A 22,470-nucleotide genomic window follows, 5' to 3' on the forward strand; every position below is an offset into this window, starting at 1 on the left:
TCCGAGGGCTCATCCCGCGACCATGCGGGGTGAGCCCTCGAAGAGCTCGTTGACGGTGTCGTAGTACCTGGTCGTGCGTCCGAGGGCGGTCAGGCCGAGCCGCCGGCAGACGGCCTGGGAGGCATGGTTGCCCGGATCCGTCACGGCGAGGACCCTCGCCAGCCCGCGGCCGAACGCGTCGTGAAGGACGGCCTGCGCCGCCTCGGTGGCATAGCCGTGCCCCCAGGCGTCCGGATGCAGGTGCCAGCCGATCTCGACCTCGTCCGGTCCGCCGGACGGCTCCCCGGCCGACAAGCGGATCGGCTTGAGCAGCAGGTTACCCACCGGCGCACCGTCCGCCGTGGCGATCACCCAGATGCCGTGAACCGGGTGGTCGAGGGCACGCCGGCGCCTGATCGACGCGAGCGCCTCCTCCCGCGTCCTCATCGGCGTGGGATGCGCGCCGAGGAACCGTACGACCTCCCAGCGTGACTCCAGATCCAGGAGGAAGCCGGCGTCGTCCTCCTGCCACGGACGCAGCAGAAGGCGGTCGGTCGTGATCGTGCGCATGGATCCACTCTTGCTCACGCATCAGGTGACCGCGACGTCGTCGAACCAGACGGTTCCCGTGTTGTCGCCGGACTTCAGGTGCAGCTGGACGCTTGCCGCGCCCGCCGGGACGGTGGCGTCCACGGCGAGTTTGGTCCAGCCGGTGGTGCCGGTCGGCAGCCGGTTGGAGGTGTTCTGGCCGACCCACGTGCCGTTGATGTCGAACCAGCTCAGAGCGAGCTCGGTGATGCCCGTGGCCGCGGTGCCCCGGGCGTAGGCCTCGGCATGCCAGGCCAGGCCGCCCTGCACCGGCGTGATCGGCGAGGTGAGCAGCGAGGGCAGCCCGCTCGAGGTACGGGTGGTGCCGGAGAACCGGGCCGACCGGCTTCCGGTACGGGCCGTGTCGGTGACGATGACGGCCGCGCCGGCCTGCGGAAGGTACTGCCGCCAGGGTGAATCGACCGCGGCGGACTCGAACCCGAGGTTGAGCACACTGTTCGACAGTGTCCCGCCCGTCCACCCGGCGCCGGCCACGGCAGCGCCGGATTTCGGGGTTCCGTCGGTGTGGTGGAGGCCGAACTTGTACTGCGCGGGCTGGGTGGAGACCGAGGAGTTGGCCGGGATGGCGCCGGGCGCGAAGTCGTCGAGGATCCACGGCGCCACCGAGCCGATGCTCGTCTCCTGGGCCGCGCGGAAGACCCGGGCCAGGTAGGCCGCCTGTTCACCCTCGGTGGAGGACAGCGTGCTCAACCCGGTCTCACCGATGACCACCGGGGTGGGGGCCACCGCGGCCTGAGCACGGCGGATCTCGGCCAGGGAGCGCTCCGACGCGCCGTAGAAGTGGAAGTCGTAGTAGTCCAGCGGCGTACCGGCGAGCTGAGACTTGAGGGTGGCCATGCCGGCGGCCCCGCTCGCGCCGTCGACGGTCAGGGTCAGCGGCATGGTCGGGGCGGTGGCCCGGATCGCCGGAATCAGCTCGCGGGCCCAGGCGATCGCGGCGGCATTGCCCGGCGGGATCTCGTTCTTGAGCTCGACCGCGAGCACCCGCGGGTCGTCGACGTACGGGAAGAGCAGGCTGACCGCCCAGATCACGCTGTTGTCCACATCGGTCCAGTTCGACCACCAGTCGAACAGGGTCAGCTTGACGTCCAGGCCGTTGTCCTCGGCGATGTTGATGAACTGGGCCAGCTTCGCGGCATACCCGGAGGTCGGCTCGGGATAGCCGAACGTCTGCGGGAAGACGATGGCCCGGACAGTGTCCGCGCCGAGCGTGGCGGCCCGGCCGAGGTCGGCGTCGATGCGGGCCGCGTCGAAGGTCGTCCACATCGACGTCCACCCCGCGTTGGACGGGTAGTAGTTGATCGTGTTCGCCTCCAGGACGGCGGCCATCCGGCCGGCCAGGCTGGGCGCGGCGGATGGTGTCGCGGCGCGGGTCGGCGAGGCCGGCAGAACCGCGGTCAGCAGCAGCGAACCGACCAGGACCAGGGCACGGAAGCGGAGTTTGGGCATGGGGAACCCAGCCTTCACGAGGGGGGATGAGCACCCGGAGGTTCGGCGATGAGCCACCGTCTCGGTGTTTATGGATGCGATCGGGCATCTATTGACGACGGTAAGTTCCACCGCGCGCCTTCGGCAATGACTACCGCGTGCCAAGCGGCGGTGCGCGCTGAGCCTCGTCGGCCGGCGGACGGCCGTTCTAGGGTGAGCGCGTGAATGATCCGCCGGAACTGGATCCGGACACCGAGGCGGCCGTCGTCAACGCGGTCGAAGAAGTTTTTCAGGAGTGGTGGACGGCGCAGATGAGCTTCGGCTCCGCCGTCGCCCAGCGGATGGGCATGAGCTTCGAGGAGTTCCATCGGCTCTGCCCGCAACCGGAGGTGGTCTATGCCGAGGTGCAGGGCCGCGGGCGGTTGGTGGAGGATGTCGCGGATCTCGGAGACACCCGGACCGAGCTCTTCCAGGCGATGAACCAGATGGTCGGTTTCTACTCGGTTCAGTCCGGCGTGACACATGGGCTGCTGCGTCTGGTGCTGAATGTCAGCGGGAACGACGTCGACGGCGTCGAGCGCCTGCGGCAGGCGAGCGAGCGCCGATGGCGGGAAATCGTCACCACAGTGCTCGAGCGGGGTATCGTCCGGGGCGACCTGCCACCGGACGTCGACACCGAGGCGATCGTCGACGTTCTCGCCGCCGCGGTCACCTATCACAGCGTGTTCGGCACGAGGCGGGGCGACTGGTCCTCCGTTCTGCGGACGCTGCTCGACATGATCCTGACCGGGGTCGCCCCGCTCCGGGAACCCGAATACGTGCAGCAGCAGCCGGTGATCGTCCCGCCCGCGGTCGAGCGGGCGTTCCGGTGGCTGGACGAGGTGCCGATGGGCGCGATGCTGCGGGCGGCCGACGTGTCGCAGCCGCTGTTGTTGATGACGGAAGCGCCACAGGAGAAGGCTGTGCTCGGCGACTGCCCGGTGACGGTCTCGGTGTTCCTCAACCGTGATTTCTCCCTCACGGCCTCCCACGATCCGCTTCTCCGCGCCGACGGCAACAAGACTCGGTTGTCGGCCGGGGTGCGGGTCGTCGCCGACAAGCCGCACACCTTGCCACCTCATCTGCGGGCCGACCGGATCGTCGTGGTGCACGGCGACGAGGTGTGGGTGGCACCCCTGATCGAAGGCGATCCGCCGACCCTGGGCAGTCAGGAGTTCTCGGCGGGAGCTCGCCTGGGCCCGACGTGGGGGGCGGGCTCGCGGGTCGACGTCGTGGTCCGCCTGCGAGCGCCGGACGGGACCATGGCGCTGATCCGGCTGATCGACCAGGTCATCGAGACCACCATGTAAGGCCGCCCGCCGTGGCCAGGCCGTGTCCTCGGGTTCGACGGGTCGGCCGCCGGCGGGCGGTCACCCCCGTGGGCAACGCGATGTCTCCTGTCGTCGCGGTTCAGTTCCGCTGTCGTGAAGGCAACAGCAGGCTCACCGCGGCGATTGCCAGGGCGACTCCGACCGCCAGGCCGAAGACCAGTTCGTAGCCGGAGGCCAGGGCCTCAGGAGAGAAACTGGTACCGCTGTGCGAGGCGGCGCGGGCGGCGGCCGCGGTCGCGAACACCGCCAGCGCCAGGGAACCGCCGACCTGGCCGGCCGTGTTGGCCAGGCCACCGACGATGCCGGCGTCGCGCGGCTCGGCGTCGGCGGTCGCCGACGCCATCAGCGTCGGGAAGACCAGGCCGATGCCGATCGCCACCAGCAGTGTCGGGCCCAGGACGCTCGCCACGTAGTCGCTGCCGACGCCCGCCTGCGAGAGCCACGCGAACCCGGCTACGAAGCTCGCGCACCCGGCCAGAATCAGCAGACGCACGCCGGTCTTCGGCAGCCAGCCGGCGGCGAACCGCGCGACCACCACGAACATGACCGCGGCCGGCGTCTGCCCCAGCCCGGCCTCGAGCGCGCTGTAGCCCAGCACGTTCTGCATGAGAAGCGAGGTGAAGAACCACATCGCGACGGCGATGCCACCGAACAGGAAAAGCATCGCGTTGGTGACCGCCACGCGGTGATTGCCGAACAGCCTCAGCGGCATCATCGGCGCCGTGGCGAACCGCTGCTCCACCAGCAGGAAGGTCGCCAGCAGCAGGACGCCGGCCACGACTGGGACGAGCACCCGCGCGGATCCCCACCCGTTGTCAGCAGTCTGCATGACTCCGTAGATCAGTGCCGCCAACCCGGCCGTACCAGTGATGGCACCGGCCAGATCCATCGCCTCGCGGCGGCCGGGTCGCGCGGTCAGCGACGCCATCGCCACCGCGATCAGCACCGCCCCGATCGGCACGTTGATCAGGAACACCCACCGCCAGGACAGCCCGGTCGTCAGCACACCGCCGGCAACCGCACCGACCATGCCGCCGACGCCACCGGAAGCGGACCACGCCCCGAACGCACGGCCGCGCCGCACCCCCTCGGAGAAGCAGGTGTTGATCACGGCAAGGGTGGCCGGGGCCAGCATCGCGCCACCCAGCCCCTGCGCGGCGCGGGCGACGACCAGCATCGCCGCGCTGGTCGCCAGGCCCGCCACCAGGCTGGCCAGGGAGAACAGGACGAGCCCGGACACCAGCATGCGGCGGTGACCGAACAGGTCAGCCGCGCGACCGCCCAGCAGCATGAAACCGGCGAACGCCAGGACGTAGCCGTTGACCACCCAGGCCAGTCCGGTGTCGGTGAACCCCAGATCCCGCTGCACCGCCGGCAGCGCGACGACGACGATCGCCACGTCGAGAATGACCATGAACTGGCAGGCACAGGCCAGCGCGAGAACCAGCCAGGACGAGCCGGTGTACGGCTTGACCACCTGGTTGTCCGCACCGGCACTCGTCATGACTTCCTCCGCTTCATCGAACCGCTCCTCAGGCCTGGGCAGCGCCCACGACGAGGGGGGCACCCTTCAGCCGGACGGCGAAGCCGGCCAACCGCCGGCCCTGGTAGCGGGCAGCATCGAGGGCCGCGGCGTCGGGGCCGGCGCCCCCGGTCGATACGGTGCCGTAGGGGTTGCCGCCGGCGGCGTAGACCGTAGCGTCGGTGAAGCCGGGCGGCACAATCAGCGCGCCCCAGTGGTAGAAGACGTTGCCCAGGGCGAGGATCGTGGCTTCGCTGCCGCCATGCCGGTTGTAGGCCGAGGTGAAGGCCGTCACCGGCTTGTCGGCCAGGACTCCGTCGCGCCACAGGCCGCCGGCCTGGTCGATGAACTGCTTGAGCTGCGCGGCCGGCGTCCCGAATCGGGTCGGCGTGCCGAACGCGTACGCGTCGGCCCAGGCCAGATCGTCGAGTTCGGCCACCGGCACCGAGCTGGTGGCGTCGAGATGCCGGCGCCACCGCGGGTTCTGGTCGATGGCGTCGGCGGGGGCCAACTCGGCGGCCCGGCGCAGTCGCACCTCGGCCCCCGCCGAGGCGGCGCCCTCGACGACGGCCTTCGCGAGGGCGTGAACTGTGCCCGTTGAGCTGTAGTAGAAGACTGCGACCTTCACCGTCATACCGGCTCCTCGAGTCTGTGTAGCATTGGTTACGCGCATAATGGTTATGCGCATAATCTTATGCGCGTAACGAAAGCTGTTGTCAAGGAGTGCCCATGGATTCCGAGTACGCCGACGCCCTCAACCAGGCCATCCGCCTGCTCAGCCTGCGTCACCGGGCCCGGGCGGCGCAGTTGCTGGCCCCGCTCGGCCTGCACGTGGGCCAAGAAGCCGTGCTGCTCGAGCTCGACCGGACCGGCCCGCTGATCCAGGCTCAGCTCAGCGAGGCGCTGGGCTGCGAGCCCCCCAGCGTCACGCTGATGACTCGGAAGCTGGAGGTTTCCGGCCACATCCGGCGCACCCCGGATCCGGCCGACAAACGCGCCACCGTCGTGGCGCTGACCGACAGCGGCAAAGCGCTGGCCGGCCAGATCCGGGAACTGTGGGTCACCCTCGCACAGGAGACGGTCCGCGGCCTGCCCGCCGCCACGCTGAGGCAGCTGCCCGACGTCCTGCACACCATGTCCACCAACGTCGACGGCAAATCGTCGGCCTAGGGGGCCGCTTCGACGGTGAAGAGCTGGGCCTGCTCGGGTGTCAGCAACGGGACCGGGAGGCCCACCTCGGCCAGCACGCGGCCGGTCAGCGTCACCTCGCCCGCTTGCAGCCACGGGGGTGGGGCGTCCTGGAGGGTTCGCGGTGGGGAGCCCAGGGTGAGGGGGCGCACGGTGTAACGCCGTACGGGATCGAGGCCTTTGAGAAGCATCGGGGGCGGGATCGCGGTGCCGGGGGCGCGCAGCGAGACCAGGGCGTAGAGCGCGGACCGGCGGTCGGGTGAGACGACGCCGTGGATCAGGCGGGTGGGGTCGTCGCCGTCCGAGCGGACCACCGTGCCGGTGTGGAGCAGGGCGCGGCGCTTCTGGTATTCGGTCACCCAGGCCGCGATCAGCGCGCGGTCGGCCGGTGGGGCGGTGGTCAGGTCCCACTCGATGCCGGGGTGGCCGAAGAACGACGTGGCCAGCCGGAAGCTGAGGTCGCCGCGGCGGCCGGTGATGTGGGCGGTGGGGGCGCCCACGTGCGAGCCGAGCAGCTCGGGGGGCATGAGGATGCCGGTCCAGCGCTGGATCTGCTGGCGTTCCAGGGCGTCGTTCGTGTCGGACGTCCAGAAGCGGTCCACGTGGTCGAGGATGCCCAGGTCGATGCGGGCGCCGCCGGAGGCGCAACTTTCGATCTCGACGTCCGGGAAGCGGTGCTTCAGCGTCGCCAGCAGGCGGTAGAGCGCGGTCGTCTGGCGGTGGGCCGAGCCTTCCTGCAGCAGGTCGCGGTTGTGATCCCATTTGATGAAGGCGATCGGATACTCGGTGAGCAGCGCCGCGATGCTGTCGAGCACAAAGGACCAGGCGGCCGGGATCGACAGGTCGAGCACCAGCTGATGGCGCCAGGTGGCGGCGTCCGGGCCGCCCAGGATCCAGTCGGGATGGGCCCGGGCCAGCTCGGAGTCGGGCGACACCATCTCGGGTTCGAGCCAGAGGCCGAACTGCATGCCGCGTTCGTGGACGGCCTCGATCAGCGGGGTCAGGCCCTGCGGCCAGCGCACCGGATCGACCGTCCAGTCGCCCAGGGCGCGCCGGTCGTCGGTGCGACCCCGGAACCAGCCGTCGTCGAGCACGAATCGCTCCACCCCGGCCTCGGCCGCCGCCGTGACCAGTGGCCGGAGTCGTTCCAGGGACTGGTCGAAATAGACGGCCTCCCAGGTGTTGAGCACCACCGGCCGCGGTGTCAGAGGCGCCCGCCGGGAGCGGATCCACTCGTGCAGGCGGGCCGAGACACCGTCGATGCCGTCGGCCGACCACACGGCCACGGTCCACGGCGTGGCATAGGAGTCGCCGGGAGCCAGCCGCACCTCGCCCGGAGCGAGCAACTCCCCCGCCCCGAGGACGGCCGGGCCGAGGCTGGAACGTTCCACCCAGAGCTGTTTGTCGCCGCTCCACGCCAGGTGCGCCGCCCACACCTCGCCCTCGCCGAAGCTGAACCCGGGCGTGCCCAGCATCATCAGATAGGGGTCGTCGTGCCCGGGGCGGCCATGGCGGGTCTCGCGCACCCAGGCCCCGTTCCGCAGCGCGATGCGTTGCGGTTTCCTCTCGTACGCCCACAGGCCGCTGAAATCGAGCACCTCGGAGGCACGCGCCGGCACGGGCAGCACCACGCCGAGCCCGCCGACGTCGACGGGCTCACGGCCGGTGTTGTCGAGCCGGTGCCGCACCCGGAGCACCCCCTGAGCGCTCAGCTCGATCTCGGTCGCCACGAGCAGGCCCTCGGCCTCCAGCGTGACCAGCACCGAAGCGGGCGACGGCCGGGACACCCCGGACAGGTGCCAGCGGGGCCGACCAGCGCCGGCGAAGGCGGGCCGGCCGCTCCAACCGTCACCGAGGGTGGGCAGGATCGACAGCCGCGGCGGCGTGTCGAGGGAGCTGGGCGGGACGGCGGGCACAGCGGCCGAGGCGAGCGCAGCCAGGTCCTCGTCGGCCGGGTCGCCGAGCGCGGCGCCCCAGTGCAGGACCGAAGGCGGCTGCGGGCCGCGGGCGTCCAGCACGAAGCTGGTGCCCGCGGCCTGCAGGTGGATCAGCAACGTGTGTTACTCCTTGACCGGGATGGCCTGGGACTTGAGGGTCTCGACCGTCTGCTTCTGGGTGGCCGCGAGGGCCTCGTCGAGGGTGCCCTGGCCGGACACCGCCGCCTTGAAACCGTCCGAGGCGCTGGCGTACGTCGAGGTCATCGTCGGGCCCCAGGTGAAGTCGGGCGTCACCTGGGTGGCGGCGTCGGCGAAGACCTCGTAGATCTTCTGGTCACCATAGAACTCGACCGGGTTGGCCAGGTACGAATACTTGGTTCCGGCGGTGGTGGCCGGGTAGAGCTGGGCTTCCTTGTTGAGCAGGGCGAGCGCTTCCTCGCTGGTGTTCAGCCACAGGGCGAACTGCGCGGCCTCGTACGGGTGCTTGGAGCTCTTGAAGACGGCGGTCGCCGAGCCGCCCCAGTTGCCCGCGACGTCGTCACCGGCGGTCCACTGCGGCATCGGCGCGACCCGCCACTTGCCGGCCGTCTTGGGCGCGCCGCTCATGATGGAGTTGGCTCCCCACACCGCGGAGACCCAGGTCCAGGCCGAGCTGGAGTTGTAGGCGTTGTCCCACTCGGTGGTCCACGGCGGGACGGTCGAGACCAGCTTCTTGCTGATCAGGTTCTGCCAGTAGCCGGCGACCTTCTTGGTCTTGTCGTCGGTCAGGTTGACCGTCCACTGCTGGCCGTCGTTGGCGAACCAGCGGCCGCCGGCCTGCCAGGTGAAGCCGGCGAACTGGTTGATGTCGCTCTGCGAGAAGTTGGTGATGTAGCCGCCGGCCGCCTTGACCTTCTCGGCCGCCGCCGCGTACTCGTCCCAGGTCTTCGGGATGGCGATCCCGTTCTTCTCGAACAGGTCGGCCCGGTAGAACAGCGCCATCGGGCCCGAGTCCTGCGGGATGCCCCAGGCCGACTTCGCGTCGCCGAAGCTGACCTGGTTCCAGGTCCACGGGATGAACTGGTCCTTGGCCTTGGCCACGATGTCGCACTGGGCGACGTCGAGCAGGCCGTCCTGGACGCGGAAGCTGGGCAGCGCGTCGTATTCGATGTGGCCGAGGTCGGGGGTGTTGCCCGCCTTGAGCTGGTTGAAGAAGTTCTGGTAGGTGCCGCCGTTGCCGTTCGGGCCGGTCTGCACCTTGACCTGGATGTTCGGGTTCTTGTCGTTCCAGAGCTTCACCACCTTCTCGATCCCGGGGATCCAGGTCGTGTAGGTGATGGTGACCGGGCCCGACGACGGGGCGCAGGAGGCGGCCGCGGCCGTGCCCTCCGGCGAGTCGTCGCCGCCGGAGCCGCACGCCGAGAGGGCGAGCACGGATATCAGGAGGGCGCTGAGTCTTTTCCGCATGGGGTGACTTCCTTTACTTGACGGCGCCGGCACCGAGGCCGTTACGCCAGAACCGTTGGAGGAAAAGGAACGCGATCACCAGGGGGGTGATCGAGAGCAGGGCACCGATGATCACCAGACCGCGCAGCTCGGGGATCTGGTTGACCTGGGTGTTCCAGGAGTAGAGGCCGAGCGTCACCGGGAACAGCCGCTCGTCGCTGAGCATGATGAGCGGCAGCAGGAAGTTGTTCCAGACGGCGACGAAGTGGAACAGGAAGATCGTGACCAGGGCCGGCGTCATCAGCCGGGTCGAGACCTTGAAGAACGTCCGGATCTCGCCCGAGCCGTCGATCCGGGCCGCCTCGAGCAGGTCGTCGGGCACGCTCGCGGTGGCATAGATGCGGGCCAGATAGACGCCGAACGGGTTGACCAGGCTGGGCAGGAAGACCGACCAGAACGTGTTGGTCATCTCGACCTTGCTGAAGATGAGGAACAGCGGCAGGGCGAGCGCGGTGGCCGGGACGAGCACGCCGCTGAGCACCACGTTGAAGAGCAGCTCGCGCCCGCGGAACTGGTACTTGGCCAGCGCGTAACCGCACATCGCGGCGATCAGGGTGCCCAGCAGCGCGGCCCCGCCGGTGTAGAGGACGCTGTTGAGCATCCAGCGCAGGAACACGCCGTCGCGGTAGGCGAACAGGTCACCGATGTTGGTGAACAGGTCGAAGTCGGCGAACCAGAGCGGGTTGGTGCTGGTGAACTCCTCGGAGCTCTTGCTGGCGCCGACGAACAGCCACCAGATCGGCGTCAGGAAGTAGACCGTGCCGACGGCCATGATGAGCATGGCGCCCGTACGGGAAAACAGGCTCTCCCGGACTTTGCCCTTGGTGTTTTCCGGCGCGAGGACGCTCATCGGGCACCCTTTCGCTGCGTGAACCTGAGGAAGGCGAAGGACAGGACGAACGTGGCCAGGGCCAGCACGACCGAGAAGGCGGCGGCGAGGTTGAAGTTCGGGACGGACGACGTCGAATAGACCGTCAGGTTGGGTGTGTAGGTGCTGGACACCGCCGAGCTGAAGCTGCGGAAGACCTGAGGTTCGGCCAGCAACTGCAGCGTGCCGATGATGGAGAAGACGGTCGTGAGCACGATCGCCGGCATCACCAGCGGGATCTTGACGGACCAGGCGATCCGGATCGGTCCGGCGCCGTCGATCCGGGCCGCCTCGTAGACCTCGGCCGGGATGGCCAGCAGCGAGGAATAGATGATCAGCATGTTGTAGCCGACGTAGACCCAGGTCACGACGTTGGCGATGGCCCAGAGCACGAAGTCGGCCGACAGGAAGTCGATGGCGCTGGTCACCGGCTTGAGCGGGGACAGGTTGGGCGAGTAGAGAAAGCCCCACATGATCGCGGCGATGACACCCGGGATCGCGTACGGGACGAAGAAGGCCAGCCGGAAGAACCGGCGCCCCTTGACCAGGCCCGAGTCGAGCAGCAGGGCCAGCAGCAGGGCCAGGCCGAGCATGACCGGCACCTGGACGACGCCGAAGACCAGCACCCGGCCGATCGAGCTCCAGAACGGGCCGTCCTGGAAGACCCGCCCGTATTGCACGAGCCCGCCGAAGACCTCGCGGGCCGGCCCGAACGTACCGGTGCGCTCGACGGTGTAGAGCGACTGTACGATCGCGTACCCGATCGGCAGCAGGTAGAACAGAACGAACAGCAGCCCGAACGGTACGACGAAGAAGGGCACCGCCCTCCCATACCGGACGGCTCCGCTCCTGCGGGGTGGCGCCTCCGTGCCTTCCGGCACGTCGACGATGGTCGCCTGGGTCATGGTCACGCCTCTTCCCGTACGACTCGGACCGTGCCGCCGGGCACGGTGACCGAACCGGTGACCGTCTGGCCGGTCACCAGCTCGTGGCCGGTGATCGGGTGGTCGATGTCTTTGCTTCCGTGATTGATCACGAAGACGAACGGCCCCCGCCGAACGACTTCGGTGTCCGGCGCAGGTTCAGCACCCGAGTGCGCCGTCGCGCGCTCGAAGACGTCTCGGAGCGCGGGAGTGTCGAGTCCTGTGGACACGTACCAGGCCTCGCCCGCTCCGAACTCGTTGCGGGTCACCGCGGGGCGCCCGTCCGCGTACGCCAGCTCGGTCGTGGCTGTGGTCAGGCGCAGCCGCTCGGTCCAGAGAGTGGCCTCGCCGCCGTCGGCCAGCGGGACCGAGGCTCCGGGCAGCAGTGGGGCGAACTCCTCGCTGACCACGCCGAGCAGCTCGCGGAACGCGCCCGGATAGCCACCCAGGCGTACGCGGTCGTCGGGGTCGACGATGCCGCTGTAGAACGTGATGACGGCGCGGCCACCGCTCTCGACGTAGTTCGTCACGGCGGCCGCCTCCTGGTCGGAGACCATGTGCAGGCAGGGGACGACTACCGCGCGGTAGCGGCTGAGGTCGGTGCCGGGAGCGACGATGTCGGCGGTGACGCCGAGTTCCCGCAGCGCGCGGTAGGCGGCGTGCACCTGGTCCAGGTAGCGCAGATCCTGCGATGGGCGGGCCTCGGTGTCGGTGGCCCACCACGACTCCCAGCTGAAGACGAGCGCGATGTCGGCCGCGACCGTCGTGCCGTCGACCTCGCCCAGTTTCCCCAGCGTTGCCGACAGCTCGAGCACGTCGCGCCAGACCGCGCTGTCCGCGCCGGCGTGCGGAATCATCGCCGAGTGGAACTTCTCGGCGCCCTGAGCCGAGGCCCGCCACTGGAAGAAGCAGATGGCGTCGGCGCCGCGGGCCACGTGGGTCAACGCGTTGCGCAGCAGCTGACCGGGCTCCTTGGCCAGGTTGTAGGGCTGCCAGTTGACCGCGCCGGTCGAGGTCTCCATGAGCATCCAGGGGCGTCCGCCGGCCAGGCCGCGGGTCAGGTCGGCGGCGAACGACAGCTCGGCCACCGGGTCGGGCAGGCGGTGGTCGAGGTAGTGGTCGTTGGCGATCACGTCCATGTCGGCCGCCCACGACCAGTAGTCCTGGTTGCGGATGTGCGCGGTCACCATGAAGTTGGTGGTGATCGGGATCGCCGAGTGGCGCCGGATCACCTGCGCCTCGGCGCGGTAGTGGTCGAGCAGCGCGTCCGACGAGAAGCGCTGGAAGTCGACGAGCTGGGCCGGGTTGCGCACCGACAGGGCGGCGCGGGGCGGCTGGATCTCGTCGAAGGCGGCGTAGCGCTGGCTCCAGAAAGCGGTGCCCCAGGCCTTGTTGAGCGCCTCGACGGTGCCGTACCGCTGCTCGAGCCAGCCGCGGAAGGCGGCCGCGCTGGCCTCGCAGTAGCAGAGGGCGTTGTGGCAGCCGAGCTCGTTGGAGACGTGCCAGAGGTCGAGGGCCGGGTGGTTGCCGTAACGGGCGGCGACCTGCTCGACCAGGCGGAGCGCGTGCTCGCGGAAGACCGGTGAGCTGGGGCACCAGGCCTGGCGGCCACCCGGGAAGCGGGTGGTGCCGTCGGCGGTCACCGGCAGCACCTCAGGGTGCCGGCGGGTCAGCCACGGCGGCGCACTCGCCGTGCCGGTGCCCAGGTTGAGCTTGATGCCGGCCTCGTGCAGCAACTCGACGACGCGGTCGAGCGCGGTGAAGTCGTACTCCCCCGGCCGCGCTTCGAGCTCCGACCAGCCGAACACGTTGACCGCCACGAGGCCGACGCCGGCCCGGCGCATGAGCGCCATGTCCTCGACCCACACCTCGGGCGGCCACTGCTCGAAGTTGTAGTCGCAGCCCAGCCGCGGCATCTGTCCCCCTTCATCGTGTGTGCACGTGCACACATTTCGGCGCAAGCAACCGCCGATGTCGATTGTGTGAACGGGCACACACTAGGGTCGTCGCTGGTGAGCGGTCAATAGCGAATGTCGAACCGGAGATCGGGAGCCGTTACAGTGTTGCCGTGACCGGGCCCAGGAAAGCGCGCCGCGCCACCGTGCACGACGTGGCCGCGGCGGCCGGCGTCTCGCGGGGCACTGTCAACCGGGTGCTCAACGGCGGTTACGTGTCGGCCGACGCGCGCACGGCCATCGAGACGGCCATCGCCGAGGTCGGCTACGTGCCCAACCGCGCGGCCAGCAACCTGGCCCGGCAGCGGTCACAGGCCGTGGGCTTCCTGACCCTGGAGCCGCATTCGCTGCTGCTGGAGGACCCGAACATCGGGGCCATCATGCTGGGCGCCAACTCGGCGTTGTCGCTGGCCGACCACCAGATGGTCAGCCTGGTCATCGACTCCGACCGGGACATGCAGCGGGTCGGGCGCTATCTGAGCGGCGGGTTCGTCGACGGGGCGATCATCGTGTCGGCGCGGTCGCACGACCCGATCATCCGGGTGATCGCCGAGCTCGGGCTGCCGGCCACCTTCGTCGGTCACCCGCCGGATCTGGCGCGGCACATCCCGTATGTGGGCATCGACAACCTCGGCTCGGCCCGGGCCGTCACCCGGCGCCTGATGGAGACCGGGCGGCGGCGGATCGGCATGATCGCGGCGGCGCTCGACCGGGACTCCGGGGCCGACCGGCTGACCGGGTTCCAGGAGGCACTGGGCGAGCGGTTCGACCCGCAACTGGTGGCCGACGTGCCGCTCTACGACTACTCCTACGGCGTCAAGGGCATGCGGGCGCTGCTCGACCGGGAGCCGGCCATCGACGGGGTGTTCGCGGCGTCCGACGCGGTGGCGGCCGGGGCGCTGGAGACGCTGCGCGAGGCCGGTCGGCGGGTGCCGGAGGACGTGGGACTGGTCGGCTTCGACGACAGCTCGTGGGCGCTGCGCACGCAACCGCCGCTGTCCACCGTGCACCAGCCGGCCCGCGAGGTCGGGCGGAACGCGGCCGAGCTGGTGCTGCGTCAGATCGCCGGGGCCGAGCCGGTGGAGCTGAGCGTGGTGCTCGACTCCCCCGTGGTCTGGCGCCACTCAGCCTGACCCCCACTCGGCGCTGTCACTCGGCGCTGTCACTCGGCGCTGTCACTCGGCCTGGCGTTTGGCCCACTCCCAGATCTCGCGGTCGACCTCCTCGTCGTCGAGCAACTCGCGCAGCTCGTCGGACTGGCCCCGCTCGGCGAGCAACCACAGCTTCATCGGCTCCGACATGACGCCGAGCTCGGTCGAGGCGCCCATGGCCGACCGCCACACCAGCTCACGGTCGAGCCACAGGTCGAGGGACGGCAACCGCTCGTGGATGCGCCCGGCCACCGCCGCCGCGTCGTCGGTGATCACCCACTCGTCGTGGCGGGACGGCGCGTCCTCCGACCAGTCGACCGGGTTCACCGGCAGCACCCAGTTGACGTGCGACATGTCCGGGCGCTTGTCCGGCGGGTATCCGTACTTGTGCTTCTCCCACTCCCAGTAGGGCGCGAGCAGGAACCCCACGTGGACGGCGAACCGCGTCTCCCCCTCCGACAGGGCCGGGAGCGGGTGGAAATCGATGATCAGGGCGTCCCCGGCCGTGTTGTAACGGCGGAAGACGTACCGGTCCTTCGTGAATCCGTCCTCGGCCAGCCTCTCGCCGAGCAGACGGGCACACTGCGACAGCACGGCGCTCGGTCTCTCCCCCCGGGCCGGGCGACGCCGCGGCAGACGCTTGCCGAGCAGCAGGTAGGCGGCGTAGAGAACGCCGATCACGGCGACCACCAGCCCCGGCCAGCCGTTGTGGATGACCAGGGGTGGTGCCGCCGCCACCAGGGCCAGCGCCAGGGCCATGCGGTGTGCGCTCAGGCTCCGGGGACCTTGGGACACCGATCGACTCTATCCGCGCCCCGTCCTAGGCCGGCACCGCGGGCAGCCTCGTCAGGGCGGCCCGCACCCCGTCGCCGGACAGCTCGTGGTCCGTCATCTCACCGGACAGGAATTTCCCGTACGCGGGAAGGTCCAGATGTCCGTGCCCGCACAACGCCGTCAGGATCACCTTCTCCTCGCCGGTCTCCTTGCAGCGCAACGCCTCCTCGATGCAGCCGGCCAGCGCGTGGGTCGGCTCCGGCGCCGGGATGATGCCCTCGGAGCGGGCGAAGGCGACGCCGGCCTCGAAGCACTCCCGCTGCGACTTGGCCACGGCCTCCATCAGCCCGAGCTCGTAAACGTGCGAGATCAGCGGGGCCATGCCGTGGTAGCGCAGGCCACCCGCGTGGATCGGGTCGGGGATGAAGTCGTGGCCCAGCGTGTGCATCTTCATCAGCGGGGTCATCCCGGCGGTGTCCCCGAAGTCGTACGCGTAGACGCCCTTGGTCAGCGACGGGCACGAGGCCGGCTCGACCGCGCGGATCACCGGCGACATCCGGCCGGCCATCTTCTCGCGCAGGAACGGGAACGCCAGGCCGGCGAAGTTGGAGCCGCCCCCGGTGCAGCCGACGATGACGTCCGGCACGGCGTCCACCTTGGCCAGCTGGAGCAACGCCTCCTCGCCGATGACGGTCTGGTGCAGCAGCACGTGGTTGAGCACACTGCCGAGCGCATAATTGGTGTCCGGGTGCTGCGCGGCGACCTCGACGGCCTCGCTGATCGCGATGCCCAGTGAGCCGGGCGAGTCCGGGTCCGCGGCCAGGATCCGGCGGCCGGCCTCGGTCAGCTCGGAGGGCGACGGGTGGATCGTGCCGCCGAAGGTCTCGATCATCAGTTTGCGGTACGGCTTCTGGTCGTACGAGGCCCGCACCTGCCAGATCTCGCACGCGAGGCCGAACTGGGCCGCCGCGAAGGCCAGCGCCGTGCCCCACTGGCCGGCGCCGGTCTCGGTGGTGAGCCGCCGGATGCCGGCCGAGGCGTTGTAGTAGGCCTGCGGGACCGCGGTGTTGGGCTTGTGCGAACCGGCCGGCGAGACACCCTCGTACTTGTAGTAGATCTTGGCCGGTGTGCCGAGCGCCTTCTCGAGGCGGTGCGCGCGAAAGAGCGGCGACGGCCGCCACAGCCGGTAGACCTCGAGCACCTCGGGCGGGATCGTGACGTACCGCTCGGTCGTCACCTCCTGCTCGATCAGCGCCATCGGGAACAGCGGCGCCAGATCGTCCGGCCCGATCGGTTGCAGCGTCCCCGGGTGCAGCACGGGCGGCGGCGGGCTGGGCAGGTCGGGCACGATGTTGTACCAGCTGGTCGGCATCTCCGATTCGGACAGCAGGATCTTTGTGGCATCGTCGCTCATGGCCCGATCATGCCGCAGGTGCCGCTCAGTCAACAGACGCTTACAAGCCGTTCGGCGGCCGGTACGCTGATCGGGTGACCAGCCCCGCACCGGCCCGCCGCCGGGACGCCGCGCGCACCCGGCAGCTGCTGCTCGACGCCGCCCGCGTCCGGTTCGCCCAGGATGGGTACGCGGCCACGACCGTCCGCGACATCGCCGACGACGCCGGGGTGAATGTCGCACTGATCAGCCGCTACTTCCGCTCCAAGGAGGGCCTCTTCGAGGCGTGCCTGACCACCGCGGTCGACGAGATGCGCCGCGCGGCCGGGAGCGCCACGCTGGCCGAGGTGCCACGGCGGATCGCCGAGCAGGCGGCCGGCATCGACTCCGACGGCATCCCGCGCCAGCTCGTCCTGCTGCTGCGCTCCTCGGGAGACACCCGCGCCGACGAGATCCGGATCGGCATCCTGCGCAGCTACGCCGAGAACCTGGCCGGCCTGGCCGGTTGGACCGAGGGCGACGACAAGCTGCTGCTGCGCGCCCAGATCGCCATCGCCGCCTCGCTCGGCATCGCCATGCTGCGCTCCAAGACGCCGCTCGAGCCGCTGGCCTCGGCGACCGAGCAGGATCTGCTCGGGCCGCTGTCCGATCTGATCAGCGCGGTGGTCCGCTCGGATGCGTGAGCTGATCCGGCCGGTCGTGGTGGCGCCGATGGCCGGTGGGCCGTCGACGCCGGCGTTGGTCGACGCGGCCGGCGCGGCGGGGGCGACCGGGTTCCTGGCCGCCGGATACAAGACGCCGCAGGCGGTGGAGGACGAACTCCGGGCGGTCGGCGGGGCGTACGGGTTGAACATCTTTGTGCCCGGGCCGCCGCCGGGCGACGTCGACGCGGTGGTGCGCTACCGCGAGTTGCTGCAGCCCGAGGCCGCCCGCTACGGCGTCGAGCTGCCGGCGCTGCGGCTGACTGACGACGACCACTTCGCGGCCAAGGTGGAGCTGGCCATCGCGTACGCGGTCCCGCTCGTCAGCTTCACGTTCGGGGTGCCCGACCGGGCCGTGGTGAGCGCGCTGCGGCAGGCCGGCTCGCGCGTGCTGATCACCGTGACGTCGGCCGGCGAGGCCCGGCGCGGCGTCGCGGCCGGCGCCGACGCGCTGATCGCGCAGGGCGGGCCGGCCGGCGGCCACTCGGCGACCACCAGCCCGGCGACGTTCGTGGGCGACACGACGACCCTGGACGTGCTGGCCGCGGTGAAGTCGGAGGTGCCGGTCGTCGCGGCCGGTGGTGTCGCCGGCGCCGCGGACGTCGAACGGCTGCTCGCCGCGGGCGCGATCGCCGTGCAGTGCGGCACCGCGTTCCTGCTGGCCGACGAGGCCGGCACCCGTCCGGCACAACGCGACTTCATGACGGCCGGGCGGGCGACCGGGACGGTGGTGACGCGGGCCTTCACCGGGCAGCCGGCGCGGGCGTTGCGCAACCGGTTCACCGACACCTACACGGCGGCCGCCCCGATCGGCTATCCGGCCGTGCACCACCTCACGGCACCGATCCGGGCCGCCGCGGCTCAGGCCGCCGACGCCGACGGCATCAACCTCTGGGCGGGCACCGGCTTCCGCTCGGCCCGCAGCGGCACGACGGCCGCGCTGGTGGCCCGGCTGATGCCCGGCTCCCAGTCGTAGAGGGCGGCCCACCCGAGTAGGTCGATCATCCGGCGCACCTGAGGTGACGGGCTCCGCATCCACAGGCGGCGGCCCGAGTCGCGGACCTGTCGCGTCGCCTCGGCCAGAGCCCGGGCCCCGCCGATGTCGAGGAAGGTCACGCCGGCCAGGTCGATGACGACGTCGCTGGAACAGCCGGCCAGCAGTTCCAGCGCCAGGTCGAAGATCGGCAGCGTGCCCAGATCGACCTCGCCGGTCACCCGCGCCCCCGGCGGGCCGGCCATCGCGGTGATCTCCAGCGGCCAGCCCGGCGCGGTCTTGGCTGCGGTGGTGGTCCCGATGTGCTTGAGCATCTGCGTCTCCCCCTCGCGACAACTCCTGACATGACGACCGTCCTCGGCTTCCCGCTGTGACACATCACGTGGATGTGTGACTCCGTTTCCCGCCCGCCCGCCGATCGGTGCCCGTACGCCCCACCAGGACGTGGTTGACCAGGCAGCACGCGGTTTCGAGGAACAGACTCACCAGCCGCCACGTCATCAGCGTCACAGGCGGGCGTCCGGCGGCCTTCACCACCGCGGCCCCGCACTGGTTGTCGAGCACCCAGTCGAGCCGGCTCGTTCGTTCGGAGGAGGCAAGAGTGCGGGCCGCTCCCCTAGCCTGGCTCGATCCGGAGCGAGGACGGGGATGTGCTGACCGAGGAGTGGGCCGAGACCTTCGCCGTGATGGCGAGGACGTGGGAACGGATAGGCGCGACCGGCCGGGGCGACGTCGCCGCGTGGGACGAGCAGCTCACCGCGATGCGGGCGGAACAGGATCGGCTGACCCGGATGGGCCGCTGGACGAGGGGGCCGGCCGACCTGATGAGTGTCGCGGGCGTCCACCGCCGCGAGCTCGCGCACAGCGCCGTCCTCAGGTGGCTGTGTGATCCGGCGGGCAGTCATGCGCTGGGTGCGGCCTTCCTCGAACAGCTGCTCGGCGCGACCGGTGGAGTAACCGACCTGCTCCACGACGCCGAGGCGGCCACGGAGATCACCCGCGAGAGGTCGCGGGCCGACGTGGTGATCCGGGGCAACGGCTGGACCGTGGTCGCCGAGCTGAAAATCGACGCGGGTGAGATGCCCGATCAGTGCCAGCGGCTCTACGAGGACTGGCGAACCGAGCCGCAGCCTCGTTTCGTCTTCCTCACCCTGTCGGGCCGGCCACCCCTCACCGCCACGACAGAGCCGGCCAGACGGGCCTGGCAGTGCCTCTCGTGGTCGGAGATCTCGCAGCTGCTGGAAAAGGCGGTCGAGGGCCGGCCCGGGGCGGCGACGGCCGTTCAGGAATATCGGCGGACACTTCATGCCCTGATCGGACGGAGGCTTTCCCACCCATGACCCTCGAGCCCGAAGGTCCGGAACTTCGTCGGATCCACGACGACCGTGTCCGTTTCTATCTCGACAACTACAAGGCGATCGAGACGTGGGCCAGGATTCGCAGTGATGCCAACAAGGAATTGCACGAGTTGTCGTTGAGTATGGTCGACACCATTGCTCAGGACGTGCTGGCACGGGGCGATACGGGTATCGACGTCCGCGCCGACGACCTCACCAATCCCAGGAAACCGCGCGTTGTCCTGGCCCGGCGCACGTGGCGGCCCTCCGACGGTGAAGGTGAGGCACCCGCGGCGATCGTGATCGAATGGCACAACCCGCCGATCGACAAGCGTGGCGAGTTCACGATGTACGTCGGTGTCCGCGTCGGTGACCGGGACCGTCGTGACAAGCGCGTGGCGAAATACCTGAGTGAGCGGGCTCCCCGGTTACGCGAGGCGCTGGGCCATCCGTGGCTGGCGGAATCGGAGTCCTTCCCGGTGTGGCGGTGGGTTCTCCAAGAGGGCGACGCACTCGACGAATTGGCCATTTTGGAAACGGCGCGCGAGTCCGCTTGGCGATGCTGGGACACCTGCGCTGCTGTCATCGACGACGTTCTGCGAGTCGCCTGACGCTCAGAACGTGAAGAGCTGGTAGCTGCTCACCTCGTGGAAGCCGAGGCGTTTGTAGACGGGGACGGCGACGGCGGTCGACGTGAGGGCGGCGGTGCCGATGCCGCGGACGGCGGCGTGGCGGAGGACGGCCTGGGTCAGGGCGGCGCCTATGCCGCGGTGGCGGTGGTCGGGGTGGGTGCCGACGAAATACAGGGTGACCAGGCCGTGGCTGAACCAGGCCTCGGCGGTGCCGACGATCCGGCCGTCGGCCTGGCGGGCGGCCAGGCGCAGCAGGGAGTGGCCGAAACCCCTCTCCCGCTCGGTGGCCAGAGACACCCCCGCGGGCGGGATGTGGGAGACCCCGGAGTAGGCCGTCACGAACTCGGGCAGGTCGCGGGTCTGGGTGATGAGCACACCGGACGGCTCGGGGACGACCGAGGCGGCGGCCACCTCGGCCACCATGACCGGCAGGTGCGCGGCGATCAGCTCGGCGCCCCGGGCCAGCAGGGCCTCGGCGGTGCCGGGCTCGCTGTCGGCGCCGACCCACCACACCCGGGGGACGCCGGCCAGGCGGTCGGCTGCTTCCTCGTACGCCTCGGGGAACGGACGACCGGCAACACGCACCACGCCGTTGAGCGGGGCGTGCGGCACGTTGCTGCGGTAGATGTCGCCGGCCGCCGGTCCGTCGTTCCAGCCGAGCAGATAGGCCCGGTTGGCCGCCAGTACGTCGTCGATCATGCCCGGATCGTCATCCGCGACACCCGGTCGCCGAGCAACCGCCGGGTGGGTTCGTCCAGCTGGTCCATCTGCTTGCCCCTCTGTTCGACGCCGTCAGATTGCCACGTGCCGGACGGGCGTGCGGCTCGGACGACGAGTGAGCCTGCCCATAGCGGCCCCCGGTGAGCGGTCCGAACTCCTACGTTTGGGGGGTGACTTTGGTTGATGCCGCCGGCACCGCGTCCCGCGCCTGGCTGGGCGCCCTCAAGCTGCTCGCCGGCTCGCAGCGCAGGGGCTATTTCCGTGAGATGCCCGGCGGCACCGCCGAGATCGTCACCGGTGCGCCCTTCCCCTCGCTCAACGGTGTCGCCGCCGTCACCCTCGACCCGTCACCGGACGAGATCGCCGAGCTGGCCGGCTCGCCCCGGCTGCAGGAGGTGTCCTGGACGATCCACGTCCGCGGCGACGACGTCGACGAGCGGATCGCCGAGATCGCGAGCAAGCACGGGCTGACCGGGAGCATGTCGCAGCCGTTCCTGGTCCGCGCCCTGACCGACGCCGACGCGGCCGGGGTGCCCTTCGCGCGCCGCATCACGGACGCCGACAGCGTGACCTACCAGCGGACCATGGCCGCCGGGTTCGAGGCACCGGAGCCGCTGTTCACGATCTTCGCCGAGCCCGCCGTCCTGGCGCTGCCCGGTGCGAGCGGCTACCTGGTCGAGGTGGACGGCGTGCCGGTGGCCACCGCGTTCGGGGTTCAGGTGGGCGACCAGGTCGGCGTCTTCAACATCGCCGTGCCGCCGGCGTTCCGGAGCAAGGGCTACGGACGGCTGGCGACCGCCGCGGTTCTGCACGACGCGTACGCGGCCGGCGCGCGCACGGCCTTCCTGCACGCCACGCCCGACGGGCTCTCGCTCTATCGGGCGATGGGCTTCGAGCTCGCCGAGAACTGGACGGTCTTCGCGGCGGGAGCCTGACCCCGGGTGAGCCGGCGGCGCAGGGCCCGGGCGGCGAGCACGGTGAGCATCAGCGCCGTCGCGTCGCGCACCACGACGTAACCGGCCTCGCCGACGGCCAGGTCGGTGCTGACGATCTGGAGCAGCACCGCGGCTGCGAGGGCGGACAGTGCGGCGGCCGCGGCCAGCCGGGCCAGGGCGGGGCCGGGACGGCGGAACCGGTCGCCGTGGCCGAGCCAGTATCCGGGTACCCAGCGGTCGAGCAGCCAGGCGAACAGCAGAGCCGGGACGACCTGGGGCACCGCCTGCGCGAACGAGTGCAGGAGGCCGTCGCCGTGGCCCGGGGCGAGCACGGCGACCACGGCGAGCGCGATGACGTCGAGGTTGCGCCGGCCGTAGCGCCCCTGGGCGACCAGCCACAGGGCGCCGGCGACGGCGGCGGGCCAGAGCACCCGTACGCCGGAATCGGACACCGCCGTGGCCTGGCCGGCCACCGTGGCCAGCAGGTAGAGCGCGGCGAAGCCGACGGTTCTCAGGGCGTACCGGGTCAAGCTCACACTGCACCTCGGCGGGGGGATGGTGCCGATCGG

General features: G+C 70.5%; 22 protein-coding genes. 8 read left to right on the forward strand and 14 right to left on the reverse strand.

The window, feature by feature from the left end:
• Nucleotides 1–9: 9 nt before the first annotated feature.
• Nucleotides 10–549, reverse strand: coding sequence for a GNAT family N-acetyltransferase (locus NAG42_RS11345; protein WP_250030165.1), 540 nt, complete (start codon nt 547–549; stop codon nt 10–12).
• 21 nt (nt 550–570) lie between these two features.
• Nucleotides 571–2,037 carry a cellulase family glycosylhydrolase gene (locus NAG42_RS11350; RefSeq protein ID WP_250030166.1) on the reverse strand — a complete coding sequence of 489 codons (1,467 nt, stop codon included), beginning with the start codon at nt 2,035–2,037 and terminating at the stop codon, nt 571–573.
• Nucleotides 2,038–2,237: 200 nt separating this feature from the next.
• Between NAG42_RS11350 and NAG42_RS11355 the strand changes: the two genes are divergently transcribed.
• A complete protein-coding gene (locus tag NAG42_RS11355; protein WP_250030167.1) occupies nt 2,238–3,365 on the forward strand; it encodes a TetR-like C-terminal domain-containing protein in 1,128 nt (375 codons plus the stop codon).
• Between the two features lie 100 nt (nt 3,366–3,465).
• Here the strand turns inward: NAG42_RS11355 and NAG42_RS11360 are convergent, their stop codons facing one another.
• Together NAG42_RS11360 and wrbA are read right to left on the reverse strand one after the other, a co-directional pair.
• On the reverse strand, nt 3,466–4,890 hold the full coding sequence (locus NAG42_RS11360; protein ID WP_250030168.1) for an MFS transporter: 1,425 nt from the start codon (nt 4,888–4,890) through the stop codon (nt 3,466–3,468).
• 28 nt (nt 4,891–4,918) lie between these two features.
• A complete protein-coding gene (gene wrbA, locus NAG42_RS11365) occupies nt 4,919–5,542 on the reverse strand; it encodes an NAD(P)H:quinone oxidoreductase (RefSeq protein ID WP_250030169.1) in 624 nt (207 codons plus the stop codon).
• A gap of 95 nt (nt 5,543–5,637) precedes the next feature.
• Between wrbA and NAG42_RS11370 the strand changes: the two genes are divergently transcribed.
• Nucleotides 5,638–6,078: a MarR family winged helix-turn-helix transcriptional regulator gene (locus NAG42_RS11370; protein WP_250030170.1), complete on the forward strand. Its 441-nt coding sequence runs from the start codon at nt 5,638–5,640 to the stop codon at nt 6,076–6,078.
• On the opposite strand, the gene NAG42_RS11375 is transcribed toward NAG42_RS11370, so the two are convergent.
• From NAG42_RS11375 to NAG42_RS11395, 5 genes are read right to left on the reverse strand one after another with little or no spacing between them, the layout of a single operon-like run.
• The gene (locus NAG42_RS11375) at nt 6,075–8,150 is read right to left on the reverse strand and encodes an alpha-galactosidase (protein WP_250030171.1); all 2,076 of its coding nucleotides are present in this window, start codon (nt 8,148–8,150) and stop codon (nt 6,075–6,077) included. The genes NAG42_RS11370 and NAG42_RS11375 overlap by 4 nt on opposite strands.
• A 6-nt stretch (nt 8,151–8,156) precedes the next feature.
• On the reverse strand, nt 8,157–9,479 hold the full coding sequence (locus NAG42_RS11380; protein WP_250030172.1) for an ABC transporter substrate-binding protein: 1,323 nt from the start codon (nt 9,477–9,479) through the stop codon (nt 8,157–8,159).
• 13 nt (nt 9,480–9,492) lie between these two features.
• Nucleotides 9,493–10,368, reverse strand: coding sequence for a carbohydrate ABC transporter permease (locus NAG42_RS11385; protein ID WP_250030173.1), 876 nt, complete (start codon nt 10,366–10,368; stop codon nt 9,493–9,495).
• Nucleotides 10,365–11,291 (reverse strand): carbohydrate ABC transporter permease, encoded by a 927-nt coding sequence (locus tag NAG42_RS11390; RefSeq protein ID WP_250030329.1) that lies wholly within the window; start codon nt 11,289–11,291, stop codon nt 10,365–10,367. The genes NAG42_RS11385 and NAG42_RS11390 overlap by 4 nt, the downstream gene beginning before the upstream one ends.
• A 2-nt stretch (nt 11,292–11,293) precedes the next feature.
• A complete protein-coding gene (locus tag NAG42_RS11395) occupies nt 11,294–13,225 on the reverse strand; it encodes a beta-galactosidase (RefSeq protein WP_250030174.1) in 1,932 nt (643 codons plus the stop codon).
• Between the two features lie 152 nt (nt 13,226–13,377).
• Here NAG42_RS11395 and NAG42_RS11400 point away from each other — a divergent pair, with 152 nt between their 5' ends.
• On the forward strand, nt 13,378–14,397 hold the full coding sequence (locus NAG42_RS11400; RefSeq protein ID WP_250030175.1) for a LacI family DNA-binding transcriptional regulator: 1,020 nt from the start codon (nt 13,378–13,380) through the stop codon (nt 14,395–14,397).
• 42 nt (nt 14,398–14,439) lie between these two features.
• On the opposite strand, the gene NAG42_RS11405 is transcribed toward NAG42_RS11400, so the two are convergent.
• Nucleotides 14,440–15,210, reverse strand: coding sequence for a hypothetical protein (locus NAG42_RS11405; protein ID WP_250030176.1), 771 nt, complete (start codon nt 15,208–15,210; stop codon nt 14,440–14,442).
• Nucleotides 15,211–15,235: 25 nt separating this feature from the next.
• Nucleotides 15,236–16,603: a TrpB-like pyridoxal phosphate-dependent enzyme gene (locus tag NAG42_RS11410; RefSeq protein WP_250030177.1), complete on the reverse strand. Its 1,368-nt coding sequence runs from the start codon at nt 16,601–16,603 to the stop codon at nt 15,236–15,238.
• Between the two features lie 74 nt (nt 16,604–16,677).
• Here NAG42_RS11410 and NAG42_RS11415 point away from each other — a divergent pair, with 74 nt between their 5' ends.
• Together NAG42_RS11415 and NAG42_RS11420 are read left to right on the forward strand one after the other, a co-directional pair.
• Nucleotides 16,678–17,265, forward strand: a complete 588-nt coding sequence (locus NAG42_RS11415; protein WP_250030178.1) for a TetR/AcrR family transcriptional regulator — start codon at nt 16,678–16,680, stop codon at nt 17,263–17,265.
• Nucleotides 17,258–18,259: a nitronate monooxygenase gene (locus NAG42_RS11420; RefSeq protein ID WP_250030179.1), complete on the forward strand. Its 1,002-nt coding sequence runs from the start codon at nt 17,258–17,260 to the stop codon at nt 18,257–18,259. Before NAG42_RS11415 ends, NAG42_RS11420 begins: the two co-directional genes overlap by 8 nt.
• On the opposite strand, the gene NAG42_RS11425 is transcribed toward NAG42_RS11420, so the two are convergent.
• Entirely contained in the window at nt 18,145–18,591 is a 447-nt protein-coding gene (locus NAG42_RS11425; RefSeq protein WP_250030180.1) for an STAS domain-containing protein, read from the reverse strand. The genes NAG42_RS11420 and NAG42_RS11425 overlap by 115 nt on opposite strands.
• 336 nt (nt 18,592–18,927) lie before the next feature.
• Here NAG42_RS11425 and NAG42_RS11430 point away from each other — a divergent pair, with 336 nt between their 5' ends.
• Nucleotides 18,928–19,617, forward strand: a complete 690-nt coding sequence (locus tag NAG42_RS11430; RefSeq protein ID WP_250030181.1) for a PD-(D/E)XK nuclease family protein — start codon at nt 18,928–18,930, stop codon at nt 19,615–19,617.
• The gene (locus NAG42_RS11435) at nt 19,614–20,225 is read left to right on the forward strand and encodes a hypothetical protein (RefSeq protein ID WP_250030182.1); all 612 of its coding nucleotides are present in this window, start codon (nt 19,614–19,616) and stop codon (nt 20,223–20,225) included. Before NAG42_RS11430 ends, NAG42_RS11435 begins: the two co-directional genes overlap by 4 nt.
• 3 nt (nt 20,226–20,228) lie before the next feature.
• Here NAG42_RS11435 and NAG42_RS11440 read toward each other — a convergent pair whose 3' ends face one another.
• On the reverse strand, nt 20,229–20,945 hold the full coding sequence (locus tag NAG42_RS11440) for a GNAT family N-acetyltransferase (protein WP_250030183.1): 717 nt from the start codon (nt 20,943–20,945) through the stop codon (nt 20,229–20,231).
• A 191-nt stretch (nt 20,946–21,136) separates the two neighbouring features.
• Here NAG42_RS11440 and NAG42_RS11445 point away from each other — a divergent pair, with 191 nt between their 5' ends.
• Complete coding sequence (locus NAG42_RS11445) at nt 21,137–21,901, forward strand: GNAT family N-acetyltransferase (RefSeq protein WP_250030184.1); 765 nt, start codon at nt 21,137–21,139, stop codon at nt 21,899–21,901.
• On the opposite strand, the gene NAG42_RS11450 is transcribed toward NAG42_RS11445, so the two are convergent.
• Nucleotides 21,841–22,437: a hypothetical protein gene (locus tag NAG42_RS11450; protein ID WP_250030185.1), complete on the reverse strand. Its 597-nt coding sequence runs from the start codon at nt 22,435–22,437 to the stop codon at nt 21,841–21,843. The two genes, NAG42_RS11445 and NAG42_RS11450, sit on opposite strands and share 61 nt — an antisense overlap.
• Between the last annotated feature and the right edge of the window lie 33 nt (nt 22,438–22,470).

It is taken from the genome of Paractinoplanes maris (assembly GCF_023544465.1).
Classification (GTDB): Bacteria; Actinomycetota; Actinomycetes; order Mycobacteriales; family Micromonosporaceae; genus Actinoplanes; species Actinoplanes maris.

Bases quoted from the DNA above. Each gene is read 5' to 3' on its own strand.
- NAG42_RS11345 (WP_250030165.1), bottom strand. From the start codon at position 549: ATGCGCACGATCACGACCGACCGCCTTCTGCTGCGTCCGTGGCAGGAG.
- NAG42_RS11350 (WP_250030166.1), bottom strand. From the start codon at position 2,037: ATGCCCAAACTCCGCTTCCGTGCCCTGGTCCTGGTCGGTTCGCTGCTG.
- NAG42_RS11360 (WP_250030168.1), bottom strand. From the start codon at position 4,890: ATGACGAGTGCCGGTGCGGACAACCAGGTGGTCAAGCCGTACACCGGC.
- wrbA (WP_250030169.1), bottom strand. From the start codon at position 5,542: ATGACGGTGAAGGTCGCAGTCTTCTACTACAGCTCAACGGGCACAGTT.
- NAG42_RS11370 (WP_250030170.1), top strand. From the start codon at position 5,638: ATGGATTCCGAGTACGCCGACGCCCTCAACCAGGCCATCCGCCTGCTC.
- NAG42_RS11380 (WP_250030172.1), bottom strand. From the start codon at position 9,479: ATGCGGAAAAGACTCAGCGCCCTCCTGATATCCGTGCTCGCCCTCTCG.
- NAG42_RS11385 (WP_250030173.1), bottom strand. From the start codon at position 10,368: ATGAGCGTCCTCGCGCCGGAAAACACCAAGGGCAAAGTCCGGGAGAGC.
- NAG42_RS11390 (WP_250030329.1), bottom strand. From the start codon at position 11,291: ATGACCCAGGCGACCATCGTCGACGTGCCGGAAGGCACGGAGGCGCCA.
- NAG42_RS11395 (WP_250030174.1), bottom strand. From the start codon at position 13,225: ATGCCGCGGCTGGGCTGCGACTACAACTTCGAGCAGTGGCCGCCCGAG.
- NAG42_RS11410 (WP_250030177.1), bottom strand. From the start codon at position 16,603: ATGAGCGACGATGCCACAAAGATCCTGCTGTCCGAATCGGAGATGCCG.
- NAG42_RS11420 (WP_250030179.1), top strand. From the start codon at position 17,258: ATGCGTGAGCTGATCCGGCCGGTCGTGGTGGCGCCGATGGCCGGTGGG.
- NAG42_RS11425 (WP_250030180.1), bottom strand. From the start codon at position 18,591: ATGCTCAAGCACATCGGGACCACCACCGCAGCCAAGACCGCGCCGGGC.
- NAG42_RS11435 (WP_250030182.1), top strand. From the start codon at position 19,614: ATGACCCTCGAGCCCGAAGGTCCGGAACTTCGTCGGATCCACGACGAC.
- NAG42_RS11440 (WP_250030183.1), bottom strand. From the start codon at position 20,945: ATGATCGACGACGTACTGGCGGCCAACCGGGCCTATCTGCTCGGCTGG.